The 20059-nt window shown below is 42.7% G+C and carries 17 protein-coding genes; 10 read left to right on the top strand and 7 right to left on the bottom strand.

Annotated elements, in window-relative coordinates; translation table 11 throughout:
- Positions 1-346: 346 nt before the first annotated feature.
- The gene (locus Q9R24_RS10110) at positions 347-1849 is read right to left on the bottom strand and encodes a PLP-dependent aminotransferase family protein (protein WP_071850689.1); all 1503 of its coding nucleotides are present in this window, start codon (positions 1847-1849) and stop codon (positions 347-349) included.
- 328 nt (positions 1850-2177) lie between these two features.
- Between Q9R24_RS10110 and Q9R24_RS10115 the strand changes: the two genes are divergently transcribed.
- The 3 genes from Q9R24_RS10115 to Q9R24_RS10125 all read left to right on the top strand — a co-directional run bounded on the left by Q9R24_RS10115 (position 2178) and on the right by Q9R24_RS10125 (position 6524).
- Complete coding sequence (locus Q9R24_RS10115) at positions 2178-3449, top strand: Glu/Leu/Phe/Val dehydrogenase (RefSeq protein WP_311204373.1); 1272 nt, start codon at positions 2178-2180, stop codon at positions 3447-3449.
- Positions 3450-3796: 347 nt separating this feature from the next.
- A complete protein-coding gene (gabT, locus tag Q9R24_RS10120) occupies positions 3797-5059 on the top strand; it encodes a 4-aminobutyrate--2-oxoglutarate transaminase (RefSeq protein ID WP_311204354.1) in 1263 nt (420 codons plus the stop codon).
- A gap of 16 nt (positions 5060-5075) precedes the next feature.
- A complete protein-coding gene (locus Q9R24_RS10125; RefSeq protein ID WP_311204353.1) occupies positions 5076-6524 on the top strand; it encodes an NAD-dependent succinate-semialdehyde dehydrogenase in 1449 nt (482 codons plus the stop codon).
- A gap of 204 nt (positions 6525-6728) precedes the next feature.
- Here the strand turns inward: Q9R24_RS10125 and Q9R24_RS10130 are convergent, their stop codons facing one another.
- The 3 genes from Q9R24_RS10130 to Q9R24_RS10140 all read right to left on the bottom strand — a co-directional run bounded on the left by Q9R24_RS10130 (position 6729) and on the right by Q9R24_RS10140 (position 9671).
- A complete protein-coding gene (locus Q9R24_RS10130; RefSeq protein ID WP_004280265.1) occupies positions 6729-7010 on the bottom strand; it encodes a helix-turn-helix domain-containing protein in 282 nt (93 codons plus the stop codon).
- The gene (locus Q9R24_RS10135; RefSeq protein WP_311204352.1) at positions 7003-8307 is read right to left on the bottom strand and encodes a HipA domain-containing protein; all 1305 of its coding nucleotides are present in this window, start codon (positions 8305-8307) and stop codon (positions 7003-7005) included. The genes Q9R24_RS10130 and Q9R24_RS10135 overlap by 8 nt, the downstream gene beginning before the upstream one ends.
- A 314-nt stretch (positions 8308-8621) precedes the next feature.
- The gene (locus Q9R24_RS10140; RefSeq protein WP_311204351.1) at positions 8622-9671 is read right to left on the bottom strand and encodes a Rieske 2Fe-2S domain-containing protein; all 1050 of its coding nucleotides are present in this window, start codon (positions 9669-9671) and stop codon (positions 8622-8624) included.
- Between the two features lie 309 nt (positions 9672-9980).
- Between Q9R24_RS10140 and puuE the strand changes: the two genes are divergently transcribed.
- The 5 genes from puuE to Q9R24_RS10165 all read left to right on the top strand — a co-directional run bounded on the left by puuE (position 9981) and on the right by Q9R24_RS10165 (position 14136).
- Positions 9981-10943, top strand: coding sequence for an allantoinase PuuE (gene puuE, locus Q9R24_RS10145; protein ID WP_191112350.1), 963 nt, complete (start codon positions 9981-9983; stop codon positions 10941-10943).
- 143 nt (positions 10944-11086) lie between these two features.
- Positions 11087-11590, top strand: a complete 504-nt coding sequence (gene uraD, locus Q9R24_RS10150) for a 2-oxo-4-hydroxy-4-carboxy-5-ureidoimidazoline decarboxylase (RefSeq protein ID WP_005262968.1) — start codon at positions 11087-11089, stop codon at positions 11588-11590.
- The gene (gene uraH, locus Q9R24_RS10155) at positions 11587-11907 is read left to right on the top strand and encodes a hydroxyisourate hydrolase (protein WP_004280258.1); all 321 of its coding nucleotides are present in this window, start codon (positions 11587-11589) and stop codon (positions 11905-11907) included. Before uraD ends, uraH begins: the two co-directional genes overlap by 4 nt.
- A gap of 30 nt (positions 11908-11937) precedes the next feature.
- Positions 11938-13296: a nucleobase:cation symporter-2 family protein gene (locus Q9R24_RS10160; protein WP_213687251.1), complete on the top strand. Its 1359-nt coding sequence runs from the start codon at positions 11938-11940 to the stop codon at positions 13294-13296.
- Between the two features lie 126 nt (positions 13297-13422).
- Positions 13423-14136 (top strand): outer membrane protein OmpK, encoded by a 714-nt coding sequence (locus tag Q9R24_RS10165; RefSeq protein ID WP_180087031.1) that lies wholly within the window; start codon positions 13423-13425, stop codon positions 14134-14136.
- Positions 14137-14193: 57 nt separating this feature from the next.
- Here Q9R24_RS10165 and Q9R24_RS10170 read toward each other — a convergent pair whose 3' ends face one another.
- Positions 14194-14691: an ureidoglycolate lyase gene (locus Q9R24_RS10170; protein WP_311204350.1), complete on the bottom strand. Its 498-nt coding sequence runs from the start codon at positions 14689-14691 to the stop codon at positions 14194-14196.
- A gap of 12 nt (positions 14692-14703) precedes the next feature.
- Positions 14704-15708, bottom strand: coding sequence for an allantoicase (alc, locus tag Q9R24_RS10175; RefSeq protein WP_311204349.1), 1005 nt, complete (start codon positions 15706-15708; stop codon positions 14704-14706).
- Positions 15709-15918: 210 nt separating this feature from the next.
- Between alc and hpxO the strand changes: the two genes are divergently transcribed.
- A complete protein-coding gene (hpxO, locus tag Q9R24_RS10180) occupies positions 15919-17076 on the top strand; it encodes an FAD-dependent urate hydroxylase HpxO (protein ID WP_311204348.1) in 1158 nt (385 codons plus the stop codon).
- Positions 17077-17157: 81 nt separating this feature from the next.
- Here the strand turns inward: hpxO and Q9R24_RS10185 are convergent, their stop codons facing one another.
- Positions 17158-18081 (bottom strand): LysR family transcriptional regulator, encoded by a 924-nt coding sequence (locus Q9R24_RS10185; RefSeq protein WP_311204347.1) that lies wholly within the window; start codon positions 18079-18081, stop codon positions 17158-17160.
- 288 nt (positions 18082-18369) lie between these two features.
- On the opposite strand from Q9R24_RS10185, the gene Q9R24_RS10190 reads away from it, so the two are divergent.
- The gene (locus Q9R24_RS10190) at positions 18370-19425 is read left to right on the top strand and encodes an aromatic ring-hydroxylating dioxygenase subunit alpha (protein ID WP_004729766.1); all 1056 of its coding nucleotides are present in this window, start codon (positions 18370-18372) and stop codon (positions 19423-19425) included.
- Positions 19426-20059: the final 634 nt, after the last annotated feature.

Genomic DNA, 20059 nt, shown 5'->3' on the forward strand with positions numbered 1-20059 from the left:
TGAAACTGTAACCGAATTCATCAGTGCTTGACCAATATTAAGTTAATCTTAATAAAATAAATCCTTGTAGCCCTATAGACAGGATCACACTTTGATTAAAGTACGGTTACATGCTGTTCATGTATGCAGTTAATTTCTCTTTTTTGTTGTAAAGTGACGAGAGCCATTTTTGAGCAATTCAAAGGAGCCAATTGGCTTAAGAGATAAAAAATATAAGCAGGCAATATTTACAGAAAAATAAAGCCTACCTAAAATATCAGGCTAAAGCAGGTTTTACTTTCCTTTTAAAAATAAATGAAAGCTTTTTGATTTTAAAAATATAATTGTATTGATCCCTGAGTTTTTACTAAGTTAAAGTGCGAATTCCATGCTCACGCAAGCACTTTAACAATATCCCGAAAGCCACCAGAATTTCCTGTTCACTCACACAGGCAAAACCCAGTAATAATCCTTTCTGCCGGGTGGAATAATGTTTGGTATAGTATTGCGATAAGGCTCTGACCTTGATTCCCAGTTCAAGCGCTTTGGATGCAATCAAGACATCATCACTGCTGCTCGGCAATTTTAAAATCAGATGTAAACCGGCGGCGGTATTGTATTCATGCAGAAAATCTTCACCTAAATGTCGGCGAATCAGGTCAATTAAAAAAGCATGGCGTTTGCCGTACAATAAACGCATCCGTCGGATATGCGCTTCATAATGTCCTTCACGGATAAATTCAGCCAGTGTTTGCTGATCGATTAAGTGACCACCACGATAAAGTTCCGAGGCCACAATTCGCAACGAAGAAAAGAGCTGTTTTGGTACCACTAAATAACCAATGCGCAGAGCTGGATAAATGGTCTTACTAAACGTCCCCATATAAATCACTGGAGAATCCGGCTCCAAACCTTGTAAAGAAGGATAAGGCTGGCCCGAGAACCTGAACTCGCTGTCATAATCATCTTCAACAATCCAGCTATTGTGCTGGCGTGCGAGTGCAATTAACTGTTTGCGCCGTTCTAAACTTAAATGTGAGCCCAAAGGATACTGATGCGACGGCGTCACAAAAATCAGTTTAGGTGGTTTCTTGGGATGCAGATCGGGAATAATCCCTTCCTGATCCACCGGTAAGGAACGTAGATTGACGCCATTAATTCGTAAAATATTACGCGCGCCCCAATAGGCCGGATCTTCGATCCAGACTTCATCGCCTATGTCGCTTAAAGTACGCGAGACTAAGTCAATTGCCTGATGGGTGCCTTCGGTAATAATGATCTGATCAGCATCGCACTGCACTGAACGGGCAATTTTCAGATATTCCGCTAGCTCCTGACGCAGTTCCAGGGAGCCACCGGCATTGCTGTAAATCAGGTTGTTGACTTGAGGTTCACGGCTCAAACGCGTTTGGATTTTGCTGAAAATATGATGCGGAAATTCGGTTACATCGGGTGCACCCGGTACAAAGGCTCCCCATTGATAAGGCGAAGCTGCGGAATAACCGAGCAAGTAGGAGCCGCGTTGCGACAGATTGTAATTTTGCTGCGCTTTTTTTTCCGGAATAGTAGGAGAATTCTGTTCTGCCTTCACCAAAAAGGATTCGGGTAATTTCTCTACTACCCAGGTACCTTGACCGGTACGGGCATCAACATAACCCTGTGCCTGTAATTGTTCATAGGCATTTAACACCGTATTACGTGATACCTGAATCTCTTTAGCCAGATCACGTGATGCAGGCAAGCGGGTTTTGGGAGCCAATACGCTATCAATAATCGCGTTACGCAAGCAGCGGAACAGGCGCATCTGTAATGTTCCTGTGACATCTTGCTGCAATCGCTGCAGTAAATAATCTCCAAGCAAGCTACGCAATTGGCTCTCTCCTACAAATTTGAAATGGCTCTCGTGAGAGCGGTATTGCTAGGTGCAAAATAGTCTGATCAGGCAGTCATTGTAAAGTGTCTTGTATGCGTTTTGATCATGTACCTGCGGCTTGAATGCGAGCATACAGGCGGGCAGGCAATATACACAGATACCGATTAAAACTAAAGCGGAAAATCTAGATACTGATTTTGTTTGGAGCTCGCTGAACTAAGACCTGAATCAAGCAATGATTGCCATAACAGCCGAATAGAGATGTGTTGCAGCCGCCAGGACATACGACTGCATATAACAAAAGGATCATAGAATGAACATGATGATGAAAGGATTGACCTATACCGAGCAAGGTACAACGGCCTGGAACAATTATCTTAAGCAACTGGATAAAGTAGCGCCTTATCTGGGTGAGCTGAGTGAACGACTGGACATGCTGCGACGCCCAAAGCGCAGTTTGATTGTCGATGTTCCGGTCATCATGGATGATGGTACGGTTCAGCATTTTGAAGGCTATCGTGTTCAGCACAATTTAACTCGCGGTCCAGGCAAAGGCGGCGTGCGTTTTCATCCAGATGTCAATTTAGATGAGGTGATGGCTCTGTCGGCCTGGATGACGATCAAATGTGCTGCTCTAAATTTACCTTTTGGCGGTGCCAAAGGCGGTGTGCGAGTTGATCCGAGCCAGCTTTCCAAGCGCGAACTGGAACGTTTGACCCGACGTTATACGGCAGAAATCAATTTAATTATTGGACCGCAAAAAGATATTCCGGCGCCGGATGTTGGAACCAATCCGCAAATCATGGCCTGGATGATGGATACGTTTTCCATGAATGCGGGTTCTACGATTACTGGTGTAGTGACCGGAAAGCCGGTTCATTTAGGGGGGTCTTTGGGCCGCAGTAAGGCTACAGGTCGCGGCGTATTTATTAGCGGACGTGAAGTTGCCCAGCAAATCGGTCTGGATTTAAAAGATGCCCGGGTCTGTGTACAGGGTTTCGGTAATGTCGGGAGTGAAGTTGCGCTGCTTTTCCAGGAAAATGGCAGCAAAGTGATCTGTGTTCAGGACCATTCTGCCACCCTGTATCAAGAAGAGGGGATTAATATTAAAAAGCTGCTTGAATACTCAAATACCCACCATAAAATTCAGGGATTTTCTACCAACGATGAAATTTCTGCATCAGCTTTCTGGACCATTCCCGCCGAAGTCTTTATTCCGGCAGCGCTGGAAGGTGTGATTAATACTCAGGTCGCGCAAAATATTCAGACCAAAATGATTCTAGAAGGTGCCAATGGTCCAACATTGACTGAGGCCGATGAAATTCTGAGTGAACGTCATATTACCGTGGTGCCAGACGTAATCTGCAATGCGGGTGGCGTGACGGTCAGCTATTTTGAATGGGTTCAGGATTTGGCCAGCTACTTCTGGACTGAGGAAGAGATTAACCAGCGTATGGATGCCAGCATGAAAAATGCGGTACAGGATGTATGGCAAAAAGCAGTTCAGGCCGGATGTTCTTTGCGTACAGCCGCTTATATTCTGGCTTGTGAACGTATTTTAATGGCACGTCAGGAACGCGGGATCTATCCGGGTTAATCGAAGTTTTTGCAACATGGATTAATTGATTAAACCGACTGGATTTAATCCATGATGACCTATCCTAAATTTTTGCAATGGATTTTTAAATTGGCTTCTTTATTTAAAAAGGAGCCAATTTTTATTAAAAATATAAATAACTGTTTATAAATAAAATAATTTTATATTTTGACTATTTTACTCGTTTTAAATAGACCAATTGGCTCCTTCCATCTGCTGCAAAGTGGCTCTCGTCTCATACGTATAAAAGCGCAAAATGAACCATATCAGCCAGTCTTTGGCAAATTTCTATCCCAAGATCCGGATAGCAAAATTTACAACGTATGAATCAAGAATGAGGATACAAAATGGACAGTAAACACTCAGCACTGAATGCACGTAAACAGCAGGCGACACCACGTGGTGTTGGGGTCATGTGTCAATGGTACGCAGAGAAAGCAGAAAACTCGACCATCTGGGATGCAGAAGGTAATCAATATATCGACTTTGCGGGCGGGATCGCCGTACTGAATACTGGCCATCGCCACCCTAAAATTATTGCTGCGGTCACTGAACAATTAACCAAATTTACCCATACAGCTTATCAGGTTGTACCATACGAGAGTTACATTGCTCTGGCAGAACGTATCAATGCACGCGCTCCCATCCAGGGTGCTGCAAAAACCTCATTCTTTTCGACTGGTGCTGAAGCTGTCGAAAATGCAGTTAAAATTGCCCGTGCCCATACTGGCCGTCATGGCATTGTGACTTTTGGTAATGGTTTTCATGGCCGTTCATTTATGACGATGGCCATGACCGGTAAAACTGCACCTTATAAACGCGACTTTGGGGTGATGCCTGGTGGTGTTTTCCATGCCCGTTACCCGGTGGAATCCAAAGGCATTAGCGTAGATGATGCAATGCAAAGCATCGAAGACATTTTCGCAGAAGATATTGCTGCGCATGACGTAGCAGCGATTGTGCTTGAGCCTGTACAAGGCGAAGGCGGATTTAATGTGGTGCCTGCAGAATTCCTGAAACGCTTGCGTGTACTATGCGATCAAAACGGCATTTTACTGATTGCTGATGAAGTACAGTCTGGCTTTGCGCGTACAGGTAAATTGTTTGCGATGGATTATTATGAGACCAAGCCAGATCTGATTACGATGGCAAAGAGTCTAGGCGGCGGTTTCCCGATCTCAGGCGTGGTAGGTCGTGCTGAAGTCATGGATGCACCAAATCCAGGTGGACTGGGCGGTACTTATGCAGGTAACCCGATTGCTGTTGCGGCTGCCCATGCGGTACTGGATATCATTCAAGAAGAAGGTCTTTGTGAAAGAGCGAATGATCTAGGCGCAGAACTGGTTGATGTTTTACATGAACTGAAAATGTCATCTAGCATGGTTAAAGATATTCGTGCACTGGGATCAATGGTGGCGGTTGAGCTTGAAACTGCGGAACAGGCAAAAGCTGTACAAAACCATGCCATGCAAAATGGTCTGTTAATCCTGACCTGCGGTCGTTATGGTAATGTAATCCGTTTCCTATACCCGCTCACGATTCCGGCAGAACAGTTCCGTGCGGGATTGGCTATCTTGAAACAAGGGTTTGCACTGTCTGTCGCAGCCTAATGAAAGAGTAATGATCATGCTTCAAGCACAATATAGAGATTTATTACAGCATCCTGATATCAGCTTCGATCAGCCTGCCACGGGTGAATATATTGAAGTCAAAGATGCAGCAACTCAAGCCACTTTGGCCTGGGTGAAATCCCATAACCGTGCATCTGTAGAACAGCTGATTGCTCGTTCTCAGCAAGCACAGAAAGCCTGGAAAGCCAAGACAGCACTTGAACGTGCAGATGTGCTTTGGGCCTGGTTTGATCTAATGCAGGAAAATAAAGAGTCCCTGGCTCAGATTCTGACTGCTGAACAGGGCAAGCCACTGGCTGAGGCGCGTGGTGAAATTGGTTATGCCGCTTCCTTTATCCGCTGGTTTGCCGAGCAGGCACGCCGTATTGATGGTGACGTGTTGACGCCAACGCTTGCCCATCAACGTTTATTAGTTATCAAACAGGCAATTGGGGTAACAGCGGCCATCACGCCATGGAATTTTCCGGCGGCGATGATTACCCGTAAAGCCGCGCCAGCTCTGGCTGCTGGCTGTTCCATGCTGGTTAAACCGGCTGAACAAACGCCTTTAACCGCCTATGCACTTGAGGTTTTGGCCTTGCGCGCAGGATTACGACAAGATGTATTGCTGCATGTCAGTGGTGATGCGGTTGAAGTGGGTCAGGTCTTATGTGAAAGCGAAACCGTGAAAAAGTTAAGCTTTACCGGTTCAACTCAAGTCGGTCGTATCCTGATGCAACAATGTGCGCCGACCATCAAAAAACTCTCCTTAGAACTTGGTGGCAATGCACCGGTTCTGGTCTTTGATGACGCCAATCTTGAACAGGCTGTACAGGGCATCATGGCGAGTAAATTCCGGAACAGTGGACAGACCTGTGTGTGTGCGAACCGGATTTATGTACAAGATGGCATTTATGATGCGCTGGTAGAAAAACTGGTGGCTGCCGTTGCCAAACTAAAAGTCGGTGATGGCCGTGATGAAGCTTCTACCCAAGGTCCATTAATTGATGAGGCTGCAATTGAAAAAGTGCAGTCACATATTGCCGATGCATTGAGCAAAGGTGCACAGGTGAAAACCGGTGGACAGCGCTCAAGTCTGGGCGGTACATTCTTCGAGCCAACACTTCTGACTGAAGTCACCCAGCAGATGCGTATAGCAAAAGAAGAAACTTTTGGACCATTGGCACCGCTGTTCCGCTTCAAGACTGAAGAAGAAGCGATTCAGATGGCGAACGATACAGAATTCGGTCTGGCCACGTATGTATTTACCCAAAGCACAGCACGTCAGTGGCGTGTAGGCGAAGCCTTAGAATACGGCATGGTGGGAATCAATACCGGAGCCATCTCTAATGAAGTTGCCCCGTTTGGTGGAGTCAAGCAATCAGGGTTAGGCCGTGAAGGGTCTAAATTCGGTATGGATGAATACCTTGAAATGAAATATCTCTGTGTTGATATTTCTTCATAATGATGTTTAAAAAGTAAACTTATTCATTAAAAAACTGATGAGAAAATATCAGCCTCCAGTGAATCCCGTGTTTAATTTAAACCGGGATTCCTGCGATGGAGCAAGGACTCAATAAACAGATTGGAGGAGGGCATATTTTCAGTTGTTAAGTCATTCTTCTTCTCTAAAATTCCCCTAAATATCAATTAAAGCATCAGATTATCATCAGGATTTAACCCTGATTTCTAACTTTAAACCAAAAGCATCCAGTAATTTCTGCATAGACTTGAGTGTTGGATTGCCTTCAGGTTGTTCCATTTTCTGTAGAGTCTGGGGAGCAATCTTGGTAATTTTAGCCATATCGTTGAGTGTGAGGTGCAACTCGGTACGAATGAAGCGAGCAACCTGATGAAAAGGCCAGTCAGGATTGTTACTGACGGTTTCAAGTACAGACAATCTCTTTTGCATCTGTTGAATCGGAGTCAGTGGCTTGAAGCGTTTATCCATAATTCAGCTCCTCCAATTGTTGGCAAATATTATCAATTCGATACTGGCTATTTTCCAGAATTTCAGGTGCCAATTGCAGATACTGCATGTGCTCGAGTAATCCCTGATAAAGTGGTAATTGTTCGATTAACACCGCTTTGATTTCTTTTGGATCAATCATCGTGCTTTCGGCAATCTGTTCAATGACTGAATGCCAAATTGGCATACCACCATGATCATCTCGCTCCCAACGCGTAGTTCGGGCAATACCATCTGGATGTAGCCACATCGGCGCAAAATCAAATAATGGGGTTAGTCGAATGATTCCATTATTGAAACGTTGAATCGCTGTATTACGGGTATGATTGTCCTTATTGCCTAAAGCGACATTGGCAAGATCACGCTTCAAATATTCAAAGATTTCCTGTTTTGGTTCAGTACAGCATTGCATCAGCAGGCTACAGATCTGGTTATGGGTCATTCTTACCCCAAAACCTGCTTTTCCTCCCAGAGAAGCAATACTTTCCTGAGCGATTCTTTCAACCTTCCCATCAATGACTTTACGGTCGAATCGGGGAATGAATAAAGTCTTGCCATGCAGCTCCAGTTCCTGATGAACACGAAGTCCCAGATACTGGGCAATTTTCATATATAAGGCTTCATGCATCAAAATTTTATCTAAATTCTGATCGCTGCCACGGCTGAATTTCACCAGCCAATGCTGCTTGACCTGATGATCTGTCAGCGTGTGATCCAGATAGAACAGGTCATCATGACCTTGAGTCAGCAGTAATTTTGGCCACTCGCCCTGAATACCAGAAGAGCCGGCAATAAAAAGTCCATAAGAGGCTAAGGATTCAATAAATTTTTCTTGACGTTCTACGACTTGGTCCAGACTAAAGCCATGATTCTGCTGAACAGGGAATTGCCCCTGTAGCCATTCATAAGCCTCTTTCACCCGTAAGTTACCTATCGGATTGCCTGCACCTGCTTTTAAAAGCGCCCAGTCTGCTTGTTCCTGAGTATTTTCAGAAAAATTAAGCTGACGGAGTAATTCTTTACGACCATAACCTTGAGGTAACAAATCCATCAGGAAGGCCGGCCAGGTAGATTGCAATGTATTTTGCACATTTACCGGTAAATGATAGGCTAGCGCATGCCCATCGCTTAAATCCATATAAGAAATAGCATATTCAAACAGATATGATGTTCGCGTGGCTGCTTGCCATCCAGTCTGTTGTTGACCGACAATCTCAACAATAGCGCAATCAAGCCATTCATCTTCCTGATAAATCTGCAGTGTGCAATATTGATCCATAATCCTATTAAAATAGTAAAGTAAGGTGATTTTATTTATTATATACCTATTTTAATAAAAAACTAATTTTATCTTCTAAAAGTTCTTTACCATTCTAAAAGGCCTTATCTTCACTAGAATACAAGACCCATGAGGCTATATAACAAGATGTATCCTGATAGAAATCACGATATAACCCAATTCATCCAAAAATAAGTTTGGCTAAAGACCTACATCGACATATAGCTTATAAATTTAATAATCCTGTAATTTTTTAAATATCTGGGGATATCTAGCCCTTACTACCTATAACTGCTTTTCTTTTGAATAAAATTTTAAGCAGCAAATAAAGGACTAAATCCCCGTTTGCGTAGTAATTTTCGGTACATGCTTGAACTCCGATCTGCCGGAAAATGCGCTTCTAAAGATAAATCCAGAGGTAAATATTCAGGTTTCTGATTTTCTACAATCACACGATCTTCCTCGAAAATTTTCATATTGAATGCATAGGCATCTTCAACCGGTAAATCTTTATCATAATTGCGGCAAATAGGCGCAAAAAGTCGTGTTGAACGTGCAGTCATCGGTGAAGCCGCATTCATGATGACCTGCTTGGCATCATTCGGAAAATGAATCGTAAGGGTTGCAGTAAAGGGTAGGCTCACTTCAAAATGACGTAACCATTTAAAATCTTCCTGGCCACGCTGCTCTGTTCCGATCGGATAACGTCCCACACTACTGATATAATCTGCATTAAAACCAACATCCGTTTCTGTCGTACTGTAATCAGGAACTTCTACATCCTCCGGATCACCAAAAGTATCGGGATGCACCCAGGCAAAATGTGCCACATCAATAAAACCTTCGAGCTGTCTTCCTGCAAAACATTGAATGTCTATCTGAGGGCAGACCAGTTGCTGATACTCAGCATCATCCCAAAAAGGCATATGAGGAATATGAGGTTCTGCATCCTTTTCAGCGCTTAACGAACACCAGATCAGACCATATTTTTCTACCGCAGCATAAGTTTTTAGATGGAAGCGCTCCGATATTTTATGCTGAGGATGTGCAGGAATACGGTTACATTTACCTTCACTGCCAAAGCGTAAACCGTGATAACGACACACCACGCCTTGGCCGTCATTTTTTCCCAAGCTTAAAGGTACACCGCGATGCGGACATGCATCTTTCGCCACCACCAGTTCATCGTTCATTTTATAAATCACCAGCGGCATATCAAGCAGCATACTACTTGTTGGCTGATCTGTAATATCACGCGCAAGTGCAATCGGATACCAGTACTGAGCCAAAAGATGCCAGTCATGTTCCTCGAATGTCATATGGACGGGTAAGTCGGGACTAAACGTGGCGATATTTGTATTCATAATGGATTCTGTGTCGTGACCTTTAGCTGGACTATAAAACAGCAAGGTGTTCTATGAAATTTCAATTAACAGGATATAGGATTGCGTAAATCAGAACACTGACCAGCGATTAAAAACAAAATAAGCAACTTTCCAGGTTTTTTATGTTCAACTACGCAAATATTGAGATGGGATATTTCTAAGCTTAAATCTCGCTGAAAATATTTTTTAAAAAGCGTGCTCTCAATTTCAATGCTCTACTTTGGCGCATAAATTGCTTATCACGCGTATAGACCATTGATCATTTACTAGAATCGACAAGGAATTGATGTGACGACTAGCTACTTACGCGGACAAGAACTTATCGAGAGCATTCGCAGTGCACCTTATTCGCGTGACCTGATTGGTTATCATGGCGAACTACCAAAAGTGCAATGGCCAAACGGCGCGCGTGTCGCGGTACAGTTTGTGCTGAATTATGAAGAAGGTGGTGAAAACCACATTGAACATGGTGATACGGGATCAGAACAGTTTTTATCTGAAATTATTGGTGCTGCCAGCTTTCCAGACAAACATATGTCGATGGATTCGATGTACGAATATGGTTCACGTGCTGGCTTCTGGCGGATTCATCAGGAGTTCCAGAAACGTGGTTTGCCGATGACTATCTTTGGGGTCGGCATGGCATTGGTACGTAATCCTTATGTGGTAGAGGCGATTAAATCAGCTCATTATGATGTCGTTTCACATGGTCAGCGCTGGCTACATTATCAGGACATGCCGATTGAAATGGAACGCCAATATATGGATCAGGCGGTCAGCGTTCTGGAAAGCCTGTTTGGTGAAGCACCGATCGGCTGGTATACCGGTCGGGACAGTCCGAATACCCGTCAACTTCTGGCTGATTTTCCTCAAATCAAATATGATGCTGATTACTATGGGGATGACTTGCCATTTTGGAGCACCTTGACCAATCAGGCAGGGGAAACACGTTCGCATTTGATTATTCCTTATAGCCTGGATAGCAATGACATGAAATTCAGTTCACCTGGCGGTTTTAATAGCGGGGAACAGTTTTATCAATATCTCAAAGATGCTTTTGATGTGCTCTATGCCGAAGGCGAAACTGCGCCAAAAATGCTGTCGATTGGCATGCACTGCCGTATTTTAGGACGGCCGGGACGTTTTAAAGCTCTACAAAAGTTCCTGGACTACATTCAAAATCATGACAAGGTCTGGATTTGCCGTCGTGGGGATATTGCCGAGCACTGGTATAACCATCATGCGCCATAATCATAAAATATATTGGAAAAGATCAGTTTAGATGCTCTTTTTTGAGTCATGTACTTTATAAAAATAACAAACACATCAGCTTTGGCACTGTTATTGCAAAACCAGTTTTAAATAACCAAGCAATATAAACAGGCGATTGAATAGTGCAACTTGTTGAATTTAATCAAGCATCAGCAGAAGATGCGATGATCTTTTTAAAGCACTGTGTGCAAATACCCAGCTGGTCGACCGAGCTTGCCGCAAAACGTCCTTATGCATCGCTTGAGGATGTTTTGAGTGCAGCGAACCAACAGGCGGCGACCTGGAGTTGGGATGAGATTAAAACTGCACTGGATAATCATCCCCGTATAGGTGAAAAACAGGCACAGGCTGAATTAAGTGAAATAGAAAAAGACTTTTCCCATCGTGAGCAATCCGGCATTACAGCAGATGACGATACCCAGCTCGCGCTGCTTAAAGGCAATCTTGCCTATGAAAAAAAATATGGGTTTATCTTTCTGATCAAAGCTGCTGGATTGAGCAGTGAAGACGTCCTTCAAGCCCTGAACTATCGTTTGCTAAATGATCCAGAGATTGAGAAACGTATTGTCCATCATCAACTGGCAGAAATTGCCTTGTCACGACTGGCTCAGGAGCTTCATGCATGATTAGCACGCATATTTTAGATACACATCTGGGAAAACCTGCGACAGACGTGGTGGTACGACTTTTTGCTGAAGACGGTCGCTTGCTTGCTGAGACAAAAACCAATACAGACGGTCGCGTCAGTGATTTTGGCATAGTCGATTTAAAAACAGGTATCTATAGTCTTGAGTTTTTTACATCTGCTTATTTTGAAGGTTTGGGTTTAGAAACTTTTTTTCCTAAAGCAGTTATTCATTTTTATGTGAAAGATGCATTCCAGCATTTTCATATTCCTTTACTGATCAGCCCATTCGCGTACTCCACATATCGCGGAAGCTGATTTTATATTTAGACTTTGAGGGTGAGAAAAATGACAGAACAAAGTAAAACAATATCACCTGAACATGAATATTTAGGTGCGGGGAAAAGTGCAGCTTATGGTTTGCAACACGTACTGACCATGTATGGTGGAATTATTGCACCACCTTTAATCGTGGGAACAGCAGCCGGCCTAGAAGCTTATCAAATTGGATTATTGATTGCGGCGGCGCTATTTGTCGGTGGTTTAGCCACAATTTTGCAAACCGTTGGGGTGAAATATATCGGTGCAAAACTACCTTTGGTGCAAGGGGTTTCTTTTGCCGGTGTCGCAACGATGGTGGCGATTGTGACTACAGGCGGTGGTTTGCAAGCCGTCTACGGTGCAGTCATTGTCGCATCATTGATCGGTTTTTTCCTCGCACCTTATTTTTCCAAAATTATCCGTTTCTTTCCACCAGTCGTGACCGGTTGCGTCATTACTATCATTGGTTTGTCTTTATTGCCGGTGGCAGTCCGCTGGATGATGGGCGGCAATCCCAAGGCACCAGAATGGGGAAGTGTCGAGAATATTGGTCTGGCATTGATGACCTTGGCTTTAGTAATTTGCCTGAATTTGAGCCGACAGGCCGCTATCCGTCGCTTGTCTATTCTTCTAGCAATTGTTTTAGGTTCAGTACTGGCCTATTTATTCGGTTTTGGTGATTTCTCTAAAGTTGCGACTGGGACATGGATTCAGGTACCTAGCTTCTTCGCCTTTGGACTACCGACTTTTGAGCTCACAGCCATTATTTCCATGCTCATCGTTACTCTCGTGATTATGACCGAAACCACAGCAGATATCATTGCAGTGGGTGAGATTGTAGGTACCAAAGTGGATGCGGATCGTATCTCGAATGGCTTGCGTGCCGATATGTTATCGAGTGCGATGGCGCCTGTTTTTGGGTCATTCATGCAAAGTGCTTTTGCGCAAAATGTCGGCTTGGTGGCGATTACCGGAATTAAAAGCCGCTTTGTGGTCGCAGCTGGGGGCATGATTTTAGTCGTGTTGGGTTTACTGCCAATTATGGGACGTTTGATTGCTGCCATTCCTGTACCGGTATTAGGTGGTGCAGGTCTGGTACTTTTTGGAACAGTCGCTGCAAGCGGGATTCGTACCTTGGCTAAAATTGATTATAACGAGCAAAAAAATCTTATCATTGTTGCGACGGCTATTGCAGCCGGCATGATTCCCATTATTGATCATTCCTTTTATGCCAACTTTCCAAAATGGGTGCAAACCTTGTTTCATTCGGGGATTAGCTCAACCTGCTTAATGGCCATTTTACTCAACCTGTTGTTCAATCATCTGAACCTATTTAAAAATAAAAGCACAGCGACTACAGAAATTGTGGCAAAGATTCCACATTAGAAAATTTAAACCAGGATGAAAACAGTCCAGAAAATGGGCTGTTTTTTTATCAAAAATTAAAAATGTTGGCTTTGTTTTTGCTTAATTCAGAATGTGATTCTTTCATTCCATTGGGGACCCTTATTTATGAAATTCACTCAACTTACTGCTGCAACATTACTTGTATTGGGTGCGGCATCCGCACAGGCAAAACCGATCTGGCAAGACTTCAGTGTCACCGGACTTTATGGAGAAAACTATGAGGTGGTCGATGAGAAACAGGCGACTGCGACCTTTGAATATACGGCAAAAGTAAAATATGCAGATGTCTTCTTCTTCATTGACCGTATGCGCGGTGCAGATGACTTTAAATCAAGTTATTTTGAATTTTCACCACGTTTGAGCTTGGGTGAAGTGTCGGGTCAGAAGCTTGCCTTTGGTCCGGTTAAAGATGTACTGGTTTCAACGACCTGGGAAGGTGGAGAGGGTTTTGATAACTTCCTGTACGGCGTAGGTTTCGATCTGGATATTCCATATTTCCGTTATGCCAGCATTAACCTTTATCGCGTGAATAATGAGAATATTGATGATGATTACCAGTTGACACTGACCTATGGCGTGCCAATTAAACTGGGAACTGAAGAATTTCTGGTGGATGGCTTCTTGGACTGGTCAACAGAAGAGGATGATCATGACAGCGAGATGAACTGGACCACCCAATGGAAATGGAATGTCGGTAAACACATTTCTCCAGAAACCAATTTATATCTGGGAATTGAACATTCTATCTGGAACAACAAATTCGGTATCCCAAATGCCGATGAAAATAATGTCAGTGCTTTAGTGAAATATCACTTCTAGGCAAAGTGATGAAGAAATAAGTTAAAAGCCCTGATAAAAGGGCTTTTTTTAATGCGTTTAAAATACGATCTGGATGTTTTCAGGAAAAGGATGAACATCACAATTTGATCCGCTACCTATACGATCCACTACGACAAACTCGCTGGGTGCTTCAAGGGTCAATAATGGATGATGCCAGGTTCCGGCACGATAATTTATCCCTTGAGAACCATCACTGATAAATACCTGAATCTGACTAATATCGGGCTGTGTATAATCAAGTTCAGGCGCTACAACGATTAAAAATTGCTGGCCGTGCATCGGAATAAAAGCCTGTGATCCTAGAGGATGCCTTTCCAGCATTAAGATTTGAAAAGGAATTGCCGTAGCTTGCATATTTCTAAAAATACTCAGTCCAACCTTGGCATCACTTTCTACTTCAGACAGGGCATGATAACGCTCAGTCTGCTGCTCATTGATATGAAAATAATGATTACCCTGACAGGCAATGACTTCTCCAAAAGGCAGAAAATTTTCCGTGCTTAAAGACTGTATTTTTATGCTTTGCATAGACATATCATTGATCACTCAAGCCAATTTTCCCCAGAGACGAATCCGGCTGATGCCACCGTCCGGAATCATGTTGACACGAATATGGGAAATTTTTTCGTGTTGTAAAATTTCATTGATGTAATGATGAATATGATCCATTTGCATAGGTTGGGCTGCTAACAAAAAAGGCCAGAACATGCTTTGTGGAATGAGTTGCTCATCGGTTGCATCCTCAACATAGATGGCTTGAATAGAAACCTCTGCAGGGAAATTTCCCTTAAAATGGGCGGTATCAATTTCAATTTTCTCGATTCGGGCACTGGCGCCTAAAGCCAAAATGCACCAGTCAAATCCTGGAGCACGACGCCGTTTGGTTTCCCAGCCATCGCCCATGTTAATGCCACGTCCCGGATTAATCAGATTGCGTGGATGTCCAAAATGCGCATCGCTATAGGCAACGACACGGCCACCATGTTCTAGTGCCAAAACATCTAGCATTTGATCATGATCTTGCAGATCGATTTTTACCTGTCCATAGACCTTAAAACGTGCAATCCCGCCGTCAGGATAAATATTCAAACGGACATGGGTAAATATCTGCTTTGCTGAAATCTGAAAAATATGATGTTGGCTGGGTCCCAAGACATTATTTTCCAGAATGTTGATCCATTCTGCCTGATCAAGATTTCCATCTGGCGCATAACATGCTTGCACAGCAGCAGAGGCCGGATAATTGCCGCTAAAAAAAGTCGTATCAATATCCAGTGCCTGTATTTGACCTGCAACAGCAAGTTTAATGATGGCCCAATCATAGCCCGTGTGGCGCTTGCGACGGGTTTCCCAGCCATCCATCCATTTGCCATGCTCATCAAACTTGTCTTCGATAAAGACCGGTGCCTCAAATTGCAACATGCGTTTTGCTTCAGCAAAAAACTCATCTGAACATTCAAGAATTTCTGCGCCAATTCGGGCATCTGCAAGGTTAGTTAACTGCTGTACTGGAGCAGGCAGATCAAAAATTGGAGCTAATAAGGTCGCCATCTTAAATTTCCATCATTGGTATACGTCACATGAATATGCACTTTTATAAATACAAATTTAGGTCTTCTGCCTTTATAAAAACAGGACATTGAAGGAATTTAAAAGCACAGCGTGTGCCAACTCTTGCTATTTTTTTAGTGCATTTTTTTCAGGATGGCACGTTTTTAGCATTTTAGCTGGCAATGAAGATGAAATAGCCAGGAGGAATAGATGGAGATTGCAATTATTGGGGCAGGCATGGGCGGATTAACCACAGGAATTGCACTAAAAAAGTTCGGACATCGGGTCACCATCTATGAGCAGGCAGAACAGATTTTACCTGTCGGTGCTGCAATTTCCTTGTGGTCAAACGGGGTGAAGTGTTTGAACTATCTGGGCTTAACTGAACAGGTAGCAAAGCTAGGTGGCCAGATGAATGACTTAGCCTATATCGATGGTTTGAATGGCGAGGTCATGACGCAGTTTAGTCTGGCGCCGTTAATTGAAGAAGTCGGTCAACGTCCATATCCGGTATCGCGTGCTGAATTACAAAATATGTTAATGGATGAGTTTGGCCGGCAGGATATTCAGCTCGGTAAAAAAATGGTGTCTATTGAGGATAAGGGGCAACACGTTGAAATCGGTTTTCAGGATGGCAGCACTGCTTCTGCAGCATTATTGATTGGTGCGGATGGTACCCATTCCATGACGCGTCAGTATGTCTTGGGCAAACAGGTTGAACGCCGTTATGCCGGTTATGTGAACTGGAACGGACTGGTTGAGATCTCTGAAGATTTAGCGCCTGCACAGCAGTGGACCACTTTTGTCGGTGAAGGCAAACGTGCTTCACTGATGCCTGTGGCAGAGCATCGCTTTTATTTCTTCTTTGATGTGCCATTGTCCGCAGGTCTGGAAAATCAGCGTTCGGAATATAAGCCCCTATTAAAACAGTATTTCTCTGGCTGGTGCCCACAGGTTCAGCGCTTAATTGACAGCATTGATGAGCAGAAAACCAATCGTGTCGAAATCCATGATATTGAGCCTTTTACCCAGTTTTATAAGGGCCGTGTGGTAATTTTAGGGGATGCGGCACATAGCACCACACCGGATATCGGGCAGGGAGGTTGCCAGGCAATGGAAGATGCGGTCTATCTGGCACGTGCCTTACAAATTAATACGCTAGGTCTGGAAGATGCCCTGAAACGTTATCAGAATAAACGCAATGAACGCGCCAATGAATTGCTGCTACGTGCACGTAAGCGTTGTGATGTCACGCATATGAAAGATGAGCAAATTACCAAAGACTGGTATGCAGACCTACGGAAAGAACAAGGCCCACATATTATGAAAGGCATTATTAGCAATATTGTGGGTAATCCATTGGATTAAAAACAGTTAATTTCATCATTAATATTAAATAAAAGCCGCGATTTTAGTTATCGCGGTTTTTGTTATTTAGGTATGAAAATACTACAGTTGCTGCACCTTGCTTTTTAAGGTTTCCATTTGTTCAATCATATGTTTAATCATCAACTGGGAAACGCGTGAAATTTGGCGTTTAGGCGCCACACAGAGGGCAATAGTCAGCGGATGCAACCCTTTTTCAGAGATAGGTTTAAAGACCACTTCATCTCGCTCGACATAGGGTAAAACATCGAGATAACTAAAAATTCCAATCCCGGTATTCGCCTTAATGAGAGTATTCATCAGGCGGATATCATTCGATTCCGTTTTACGTGCGGGTATAAATTGATGATGTTTATACAGTGCCTGTACATAATCATGAATAATCAGGGGGTCGGCCGGAATAAAATGGTTGTCATTCAAGGTATCGGAAAAATAAATCTTTTCTACTTGAGCAAGAGGATGAGACTTACCCATCACAAAACCTAAAGGCAGTTCCAGAAAATGGAGGACTTCAATATGTTGATGGGATTTCGGATTCAGGATCAGGCCAAAATCCAGATCTGCCTCAATCACTTTTTTGGCTACGATTTCACTGTCTGCGACCCGGATATTAAAATTAATCCAGGGATAATTTTCATACATATATTGCACGGACTGCATGACAAAACCATCATTTAAGGCAGAAATTAAACCAAATTCGATGGTCCCACGCGTAAGCCCCTGAATTTCATCAAAGCGAATCCGGGTTTGCTGGAATTCTTTTTGCCATTTTATAACATCGGCATAGAGTAATTCGCCCGCCAGTGTCAGTTTTAAACCATTGGGCAAGCGCTCAAATAACATAATTCCCAGTTCTTCTTCAGCCAGAGCAATTTGCCGATGTACTGCAGACACGGAAATGAATAATTGATCTGCGGCCTTGCGTAAACTTCCCGTTTTCGCCACCGCGATAAAATATTCTGAAAATCGGGAAAAAGGCGTATTCATCAATTTAGTCAAGCAAGTACCACCGTTTATTTATATCAATATTTGAGATAAACGTGTTTATGCGAGTTTTATGCCAAAGAAGGTAGCTTTAATCGGCAAGTACATTTGTACATGGTTGATGTGTTCTAATTTTAAGAATGAATAGTACGAATCATTCTAATAGACAGAATAACAATAAATTCAGTAATTTCAATTAGAAGCAAAGCCAAAATTGCACAGTTCTGCACAGTTCTGCACTGTTCAAGGCCTGTAAAAAGAGACCATCCATAGTAAGAATATAGGTTTGATATGAACGCAATTCCAGTCATCAATTTATTCAACAAACCCTGCTATAGCCAGTTTGATGATCAGGACTGGGACATTCTGGCTCGTCACTGGTATCCGGTGGCACGGATTCAGGACGTTTCTACCCAACCGCAACAAGTGACCCTGCTTGATGTCAAACTGGCATTGTACAAAACAGAAAGTGGCGATATTCATCTGGTCCGTGATCTCTGTCCACACCGGGGTGTACCCTTAACCAAAGGCTGGGTTTCGGGTGAAAACCTGGTCTGTCCTTATCATGGTCTACACTACAATGGCCAGGGTAAATGTATCAAAATTCCTGCACAACCCGAGCTGACCAACATTTCTGAGCGTTTTTCTCTGACTAAATTTCCAGTGGTGGAAAAATATGGCTTGATCTGGACCAGTATTTTTGGCCGTGACGAAGCAAAAGCCAATTTCCCTGTTTTAGATACCTGGGAGATGCCAGATCATCAGGCAATTTTACCGCCGTTTGTGGATATTGCCGGTTCAAGTGGCCGTCAACTGGAAGGCTTTATTGATGTTGCACATTTTGCCTGGGTTCATCAGGGTTCTTTCGCAGATCCTGAAAATCAGGTTGTACCCAAATACACGACAGCACGTACAGATTACGGCCTGCATACCGAATATGTTAGCAGTGTCAGCAACTATCCACATGGTATGCAAGATCTGGCACCGGAAGGCTTTTTGTGGAAACGTGTATTTGATGTCTATCCACCGTTTTCTGCGGTGCTAACCGTACATTTCCCAGAACAGGGACAATTAAAAATTCTCAATGCCTGTTGTCCGGTCTCACACAATAAAACCCGTTTATTTGTACCACTGACACGCAACTTCGATACCACAGGAGATTTACAGGCGGTATATGACTTCAATGCACAAATTTTTGCCGAAGATCAGGACATGGTAGAAAGCCAGAAACCTGAAGAATTACCGCTCGATATTTCTATGGAAGCGCATTTTGAAGCAGATCGCTCTTCAACGACCTATCGTCGAATCTTAGCCGAGTGGGGATTAAGTAAACGTTATGTGGTCTAATATATTTTAAAATTTAAAAATATGGATTAAACTTTAAATAGAAACCCTATATTTTAATATAGTGGTTTTTATTTATATTTTTTAAATAATCAAAATATTATTCATACCCGCTTACTCTTTAATTAAAATTGATTAATATTATCAAAATTTGGAAATTAAAATAAATCAATCTAGGCAAGCTCCGATTAGAGATTTCCAACCTCCTTCAATGAGGAGAGAAAATAATAATATCTTTAGAACATTACCCTCTCAGTGCATTACAAGCTAAATTGAATTATAAAAAATATTAATATATTTTAATATTAGTAACTTATATAAAAAAATTCCAATCCCTCAATGAAGCTCAATACATGGTTCTATCATTTTAATTTATCTTTGCTCATGAAAAATATGAAGCTCCAATTAAAAAAGGAATGCACAAATTTAAAGCGTTTTATTTTATTGCACTACTAATAAGCAATAATAAAAATAAATCATTTTATTAAATTAAATTTTATATCAACTACAAGCTTAGTATTTATTGCTTTAATACCATTACTTTTTAATTAAATCATAAAAACAAAAATATCTTATTTTAAAACCCTATTTCTATTATTTTTATAAAAACTGGAATGCTTATTGCTAATTATATCTT

It is taken from the genome of Acinetobacter sp. RRD8, from assembly GCF_031844225.1.
Classification (GTDB): Bacteria; Pseudomonadota; Gammaproteobacteria; order Pseudomonadales; family Moraxellaceae; genus Acinetobacter.

Coding starts and splice junctions, on each gene's coding strand:
- Q9R24_RS10165 (WP_180087031.1), top strand. CDS start 13,423: ATGAAATTCACTCAACTTACTGCTGCAACATTACTTGTATTGGGTGCG.
- Q9R24_RS10115 (WP_311204373.1), top strand. CDS start 2,178: ATGAAAGGATTGACCTATACCGAGCAAGGTACAACGGCCTGGAACAAT.
- Q9R24_RS10185 (WP_311204347.1), bottom strand. CDS start 18,081: ATGAATACGCCTTTTTCCCGATTTTCAGAATATTTTATCGCGGTGGCG.
- gabT (WP_311204354.1), top strand. CDS start 3,797: ATGGACAGTAAACACTCAGCACTGAATGCACGTAAACAGCAGGCGACA.
- Q9R24_RS10190 (WP_004729766.1), top strand. CDS start 18,370: ATGAACGCAATTCCAGTCATCAATTTATTCAACAAACCCTGCTATAGC.
- uraH (WP_004280258.1), top strand. CDS start 11,587: ATGATTAGCACGCATATTTTAGATACACATCTGGGAAAACCTGCGACA.
- Q9R24_RS10130 (WP_004280265.1), bottom strand. CDS start 7,010: ATGGATAAACGCTTCAAGCCACTGACTCCGATTCAACAGATGCAAAAG.
- Q9R24_RS10125 (WP_311204353.1), top strand. CDS start 5,076: ATGCTTCAAGCACAATATAGAGATTTATTACAGCATCCTGATATCAGC.
- Q9R24_RS10160 (WP_213687251.1), top strand. CDS start 11,938: ATGACAGAACAAAGTAAAACAATATCACCTGAACATGAATATTTAGGT.
- Q9R24_RS10170 (WP_311204350.1), bottom strand. CDS start 14,691: ATGTCTATGCAAAGCATAAAAATACAGTCTTTAAGCACGGAAAATTTT.
- Q9R24_RS10135 (WP_311204352.1), bottom strand. CDS start 8,307: ATGGATCAATATTGCACACTGCAGATTTATCAGGAAGATGAATGGCTT.
- alc (WP_311204349.1), bottom strand. CDS start 15,708: ATGGCGACCTTATTAGCTCCAATTTTTGATCTGCCTGCTCCAGTACAG.
- Q9R24_RS10140 (WP_311204351.1), bottom strand. CDS start 9,671: ATGAATACAAATATCGCCACGTTTAGTCCCGACTTACCCGTCCATATG.
- hpxO (WP_311204348.1), top strand. CDS start 15,919: ATGGAGATTGCAATTATTGGGGCAGGCATGGGCGGATTAACCACAGGA.